The sequence below is a fragment of the Streptomyces sp. sk2.1 genome, from assembly GCF_008120935.1.
GTDB lineage: Bacteria > Actinomycetota > Actinomycetes > Streptomycetales > Streptomycetaceae > Streptomyces.
The window spans coordinates 1-4,358 of sequence record NZ_RDBO01000228.1; the positions used below are offsets into that span (position 1 = coordinate 1).

General features: G+C 72.7%; 4 protein-coding genes and 1 pseudogene. 2 read left to right on the forward strand and 3 right to left on the reverse strand.

Annotated features, from left to right (window positions below; all coding sequences use genetic code 11):
• Positions 1–122: 122 nt before the first annotated feature.
• Both EAO76_RS42940 and EAO76_RS42945 read right to left on the reverse strand, forming a co-directional pair.
• Positions 123–1,553, reverse strand: coding sequence for an APC family permease (locus EAO76_RS42940; RefSeq protein WP_148841631.1), 1,431 nt, complete (start codon positions 1,551–1,553; stop codon positions 123–125).
• Positions 1,550–2,698: a zinc-binding dehydrogenase gene (locus tag EAO76_RS42945; RefSeq protein ID WP_148841632.1), complete on the reverse strand. Its 1,149-nt coding sequence runs from the start codon at positions 2,696–2,698 to the stop codon at positions 1,550–1,552. The genes EAO76_RS42940 and EAO76_RS42945 overlap by 4 nt, the downstream gene beginning before the upstream one ends.
• 211 nt (positions 2,699–2,909) lie before the next feature.
• Here EAO76_RS42945 and EAO76_RS42950 point away from each other — a divergent pair, with 211 nt between their 5' ends.
• Positions 2,910–3,494, forward strand: a complete 585-nt coding sequence (locus tag EAO76_RS42950; protein WP_262376251.1) for an XRE family transcriptional regulator — start codon at positions 2,910–2,912, stop codon at positions 3,492–3,494.
• Positions 3,495–3,616: 122 nt separating this feature from the next.
• Here EAO76_RS42950 and EAO76_RS42955 read toward each other — a convergent pair whose 3' ends face one another.
• Positions 3,617–4,006: a DUF192 domain-containing protein gene (locus tag EAO76_RS42955; RefSeq protein WP_399463805.1), complete on the reverse strand. Its 390-nt coding sequence runs from the start codon at positions 4,004–4,006 to the stop codon at positions 3,617–3,619.
• Positions 4,007–4,103: 97 nt separating this feature from the next.
• Here EAO76_RS42955 and EAO76_RS42960 point away from each other — a divergent pair.
• Positions 4,104–4,358: pseudogene (locus tag EAO76_RS42960) on the forward strand (prepilin peptidase); the annotation flags it as partial.

The window sequence follows — 4,358 nt, forward strand, 5'->3', positions numbered from 1 at the left end:
GGACCGCGCCGCTGAACGCGACGTCGTACATCGACACCATCGGCGTCTTCGGCTACATGCTCAGCTACACCCTGGTCTGTCTGGCCGCCCCGCTGTTCGTGCGCCGGATCGGGGCACGGGGGTCAGTCCAGGTCGTCCGCGAACGTCCCGGCGCGCTCGGCGACCTCCGGCCTGCGGACCTTCAGGACGGCGAATCCGGCGATCCCGACGACCAGCGCGCCGACGAACACGTACGGCAGCACGTTCAGCGGGGACTCCGGGACCGGCCACAGGTTGCGGTAGAAGACGTAGACCATGGCGGCGGCCCCGATCAGGCCGAGGGCCCAGGCGACCAGCAGCCCCCGTGCCCCGATCCGGCGCACGAACAGCGGGGCGGCCAGACAGACCAGGGTGTAGCTGAGCATGTAGCCGAAGACGCCGATGGTGTCGATGTACGACGTCGCGTTCAGCGGCGCGGTCCCGGCGCCGACCACGAGCACCGCCGGAACGGCGACGAACGGGGTGACGGTCCAGATCGCGGCGGACGGGGTGCGGTGGCGCGGGTGGGCGCGGCCGAGCCGGGCCGGCATCACGCCCTCGTTCGCCATGCCGAACAGCAGCCGGGCGGCGACGGTGATGCAGGCCATCACCACGGCCACGAACGAGGCGGCGAACCCGGCGTGCAGGAAGAACTTCAGGAAGCCGAGCCCGGACATCTCCGCCAGCTCGTCCATCGGGTCGGAGCTCCTCCCCAGCGCGTCCGCCCCGCCGAACCCGGCGACCTGGGCGTACGTGGCGAACATGTACAGCACCCCGGCCAGCACCGCGCTGCCCATCACCGAGCGGGGGATCGCCCGGTACGGGTCGGTGGCCTCGGCGCCCAGCGAGGCGGCGCCCTCGAAGCCGACGAAGCCCAGCACGCCCAGGACCACGGCGAAGACGATGCCGTCGAGGGTGGAACCGCTCAGGCTCAGCTGGTCGGTGTCGATGATGTTGCCGCTCTTGAGGAAGGCGGGCAGCAGCACGACCACGATCAGGACGATCGACACGACCTCCAGCACCGAGGCGACCCGGGCCGCCGTCCGCACGCTGGCGATCGTCAGCCGCATCGCGACGGCGGCCAGCAGCAGGTCGAGCAGGATCTGCCCGGTGATCCCGGTGAAGATCCCGATGCCGATCTGGTCGAGGGCGCGCGCCGTGTAGTACCCGGCACCGGCCAGCGAACCCGAGCCGATGCACACCGCGCCGATCAGCAGCGCCCAGCCGGTCACGAAGGAGCCGGACGCCCCGAGCGAGAGCCGGGAGAACGCGTACAGCGAACCGACCCCGGCCCGCCTGCGGGCGAAGACGCAGATGCAGTACGCGATGGCGAGCACGGCGGCCATGGCGAGGAAGAAGGAGAACCAGGCGCCGTTGCCCGCGGACGCGGCCATGCTGGCGGGGGCGAACGCGATGACGGCGCTGGGCGCGACGTTGGCGACGCTCTGCGCGCCGACCTCGAAGGTGGAGACGGAACGGTGGGCCAGGCCGTCGGCCGGCTTCGCGTCGGCGGTCTGCTTTCCGGCGGTGCTCATGTCCGGTCCTCCATCATCAGCAGCTGGCGCAGGGCGTGACCGGCGGCGAGGTCGGCCAGTGCGTCGCCCGCCTCGTCCAGCGGGCGCCGCGCCGAGATCATCGATTCCACGTCGAGGTCGCCCGACACCACGAGGTCCACCAGCTCGGGGATGTCCCGGGCGGCGTCGACCGAGCCGTAGTTGGAGCCGAGGATGCGCTGGTCGGCCTCGGCGAGGGCGAGGGGGTCGAAGCGCGCGGTGCGGCCGGCCGGCGGGAGGCCGACGATGACGGCGGCGCCGCCCTGGCCGAGCGCCGCGATGGACTGCTCGGTGGTCTCGATCTTGCCGATGGCGTCGAAGACGTAGTCCAGGCCCTCCGGGACCAGGGCGCGCAGGGCCGCGACGACGTCGCCGTCCCGGGCGTCGACGGTGTCCGTCGCGCCGAGCCGGCGGGCCAGCTCCAGCTTCTCCGGGACGACGTCGACGGCGACGATCCGGCCCGCCTTCGCCAGCCGGGCGCCCTGCACGCAGGACAGGCCCACGCCGCCGCAGCCGATGACGGCGACGGTCGCGCCCTCCTCGACGCCCGCCGTGTTGCGGACCGCGCCGACACCGGTGGCGATGGCGCAGCCGACCAGGGCGATGACGTCGAGGGGCGCGTCCTCGCGGACCTTGATCGCGCCGGAGGCGGGGACCACGACGCGCTCGGCGAACGAGGAGACCCCCAGGTAGTGGTGGGCCCTCCCGCCGTCGACGGAGAGCCGGCTGGTGCCGTCGTACAGCACCCCGCCGGGCGCCACGACCTCGGCGACCAGGGCGCACGCGGCGGGCCGTCCGGCCAGGCAGAAGCGGCACTCGCCGCAGGACGGCACCCAGGACAGGACCACGTGGTCGCCGATCTCCAGACCGGTGACGCCGTCGCCGAGCGCGGTCACCACGCCGGAGCCCTCGTGCCCCATCACGACCGGGGTGGGGTGGTCCCACTCGCCGCGCAGGACGTGGAGGTCGGAGTGGCAGACGCCGGCCGCCGTCACGGCGACCTCGACCTCGCCGGGGCCGGGCGGGGCCAGGGTGACGTCGGTGACGGCGACCTCCTGGTCCGGGGAGCGGAAGACGACGCCGCGCACGGTGCGCGCGGTGCTCTCTTGGGAGGACGGGGAGCTCATCGGCTTACTCCTCGGGTGGTGCGGAACGGTCGGGGGAGGGGCGTGGCGGTCGGCGAAGGGGGAGGCGCGGCGACCGCCGGGGCACCCTGTTTAGTGCCATTAAACTTTCGTCAGAGTTTTACAGCACTAAACTCGATGGGTAAAGACCCTTCCGACCTGCTTTTTCCCCCGGCCACCGACGGTGACGACCTCGACAGGTAGCGTGTCCGCCATGTCCGAAGCCCCTGACAGCCACATGTCCACGATCGGTCCGCGGCTGCGCGAGCTCCGCCTGGCGCAGGGGCTGACGCTCGCTCAGGTCGCCGAGGCGGCGGGGGTGACCAAGGGATTCGTCAGCCTCGCCGAGCGCGGCAAGACCTCGGTCTCCGTCCCGACCCTGATCCGCATCTGCGAGGCCCTGGGCACCGGCATCGCCACGCTCTTCGACTATCCGGACCAGGACGTCGTCAAGAGCGGTCTGGGCGCCAGGCTGGAGATGGGCGGGCACGGCATCGAGGAGTTCCTCCTCACGCCCGCCGAGGAGCGGCACGTCCAGGTCATGCGGACGATCCTGCGGCCCGGCGGCGGCTCCGGCGGTGCGTACAGCCTGGAGGCCGAGACGGTCTTCGCCTACATGGTCCGCGGCACGCTGCGACTGAGCGTGGACGGCGAACCCAGGCTCCTGGAGGCCGGCGACTCGACGACGTTCTCGGCGCGGGCCGCGCACGCCTGGGACAACCCCGGCGAGGACGAGGCCGAGGTCCTCTGGTCGATCGCGCCCGCCCTGCCGCTCTCCCGCACCAAGCTCCGGCCGTAGCGGGCGGCGGGAGCGGGGAGCGGCCCCTCGCGAAAGGGGCGTCGTACGGGGGACGTCACGAGACGCCCGTCGTGAAGGGGCCGTCGCGCAACGGCTGTTGCGCAACGGTCTTCACGGTTCCCTCAGTTGCCGTCGACCACGTCCTGGACGATCTCCGCCCGCGCCCCCGGCCGCAGTTCCCACTTCTCCATCATTCCGGCCTCCGCCTCGATCACGTGCCGGGCCCGCAGCCGGGGCAGCCCCAGCCGTCCGGGCTTCATCGTGCGCACCGCCAGGACCTTGAACTTCCGGTCCAGGTACGCCACGTCGATGGTGAACCGCATCCCGAAGCAGTGCACACTCCCGCACGGGGTGATCATGAGGGCACCGTCGATCCCGTCCTGCCCGAGCAGCCCCCGGCTGCGGGCCCGGTACGAGGCCGCGATCCGCAACGGAATCCGTCGCCCCCGACCTCCCTGTGCGTCGGTGACCGTCAACGTGCCGCTGCCATTGCGCCAATGAGCCATGGCCATGAAGGTAGCGCCCGGTGACGGCTGCTGGGTCCGGAACGGTGCGCAGTGGGCCCCAGGGCCCATGACCCGTGCCCGGCACCCGCCTAGGGTCGGCTCCGTGGACGCCATGCTGACAGTGCTCGCCGCACTCTGGGGCGCAGCGGCCGGACTGCTGGTCCCGCGCGCCGCCCACCGGTTCTCCGTCGAGCCGGACGAGGCATGGCGCGACACCTGCCCCGCCGGGCACCCCCTGACCGGGATCGCCCGCGGCTGGCTCGGCTCCACCCGCTGCCCGGCGTGCGCCGCCGCGCCATGCCTCGTCCGGCTCGACGGAGAACCGGTGGGCGGCGCGCGGGACCAGCAGTCCGGCCGC

What these genes read in the sequence shown, in the direction of transcription:
- EAO76_RS42940 (WP_148841631.1), bottom strand. Translation starts at nt 1,553, where the DNA reads ATGAGCACCGCCGGAAAGCAGACCGCCGACGCGAAGCCGGCCGACGGC.
- EAO76_RS42945 (WP_148841632.1), bottom strand. Translation starts at nt 2,698, where the DNA reads ATGAGCTCCCCGTCCTCCCAAGAGAGCACCGCGCGCACCGTGCGCGGC.
- EAO76_RS42950 (WP_262376251.1), top strand. Translation starts at nt 2,910, where the DNA reads ATGTCCGAAGCCCCTGACAGCCACATGTCCACGATCGGTCCGCGGCTG.
- EAO76_RS42955 (WP_399463805.1), bottom strand. Translation starts at nt 4,006, where the DNA reads ATGGCCATGGCTCATTGGCGCAATGGCAGCGGCACGTTGACGGTCACC.